This is a genomic window from Mesorhizobium sp. M7A.F.Ca.US.005.03.2.1, from assembly GCF_003997795.1.
GTDB classification, from domain to species: Bacteria; Pseudomonadota; Alphaproteobacteria; order Rhizobiales; family Rhizobiaceae; genus Mesorhizobium; species Mesorhizobium ciceri.
The window spans coordinates 1-822 of record NZ_RZRP01001420.1 but is presented as its reverse complement, the minus strand read 5'-3'; the positions used below and the strand labels follow the sequence as shown (position 1 = coordinate 822).

General features: G+C 66.3%; 2 protein-coding genes. Both read right to left on the bottom strand.

What is annotated here, in order from left to right:
- Window positions 1–257 (bottom strand): Ig-like domain-containing protein (locus EN991_RS40185; protein WP_164769759.1); only part of this gene is annotated, 257 nt, incomplete at its 3' end.
- Window positions 254–822 (bottom strand): Ig-like domain-containing protein (locus EN991_RS38220; RefSeq protein WP_206519361.1); only part of this gene is annotated, 569 nt, incomplete at its 5' end. The genes EN991_RS40185 and EN991_RS38220, both read right to left, overlap by 4 nt.

The window sequence follows — 822 nt, the reverse complement described above, 5'->3', positions numbered from 1 at the left end:
TCGCTGCCCGTCGCAAGGCCCTTCTCGCTGACCAGAGCGTCGGTGTCGGATGCCGTCACCGTCACATTGTTGACGGTGATGTCCAGCGTCACCGTCGAGGTGTCGCCGTCGCCGTCGGTGATGGTGTAGACGAAGTGATCGACCGCGTTGGTGGTCACCGCGTTGGGGTTGGCCGTGTAGGTGTAGGCGCCGTTGGCGCCCAGGACCAGCGTGCCGTACTGGCCCGCGATCCCAGCTCCGCCGAGATTGCCGCTCACCGGGTTCGAACGTTCGAACCGGTTGCCACGCCCGTCACCGCCCCGCCAGGTGCCGCGCCGTCGGCGCCCAGAACGTCCGCCGTCCCGTCCGTCAGCACGTTGCCCGAGGCCTGCGCGCCTTCCGACACGCTGTTGGTGTCGGCATGCGCCGTCGGAATGTCGTCGACGATGTCGACCAGGATGGAGCCGGTGGTGGTGTTGCCGTGGGCGTCGGTCACCGTATAGGTGAAGCTGTCCTTGTCCTGCTCGGTGGTGATGCCATTGTTGGTCGTCGCACCGTCATAGGTCTGGGTCAGCGTGTAGGTGTAGGTGCCGTTGGCGTTGAGCACCAGATTGCCGTAGCTGCCGCTGGCCGGCGAAGTCAGCGTATAGGTGTACGGGCCGGTGCCGCCGGCCGGCGTGATCGCGCCGTTGAAGATCTCGCTGTTACCGGCCGCGTCGCTGCCCGTCGCAAGGCCCTTCTCGCTGACCAGAGCGTCGGTGTCGGATGCCGTCACCGTCACATTGTTGACGGTGATGTCCAGCGTCACCGTCGAGGTGTCGCCGTCGCCGTCGGTGATGGTGT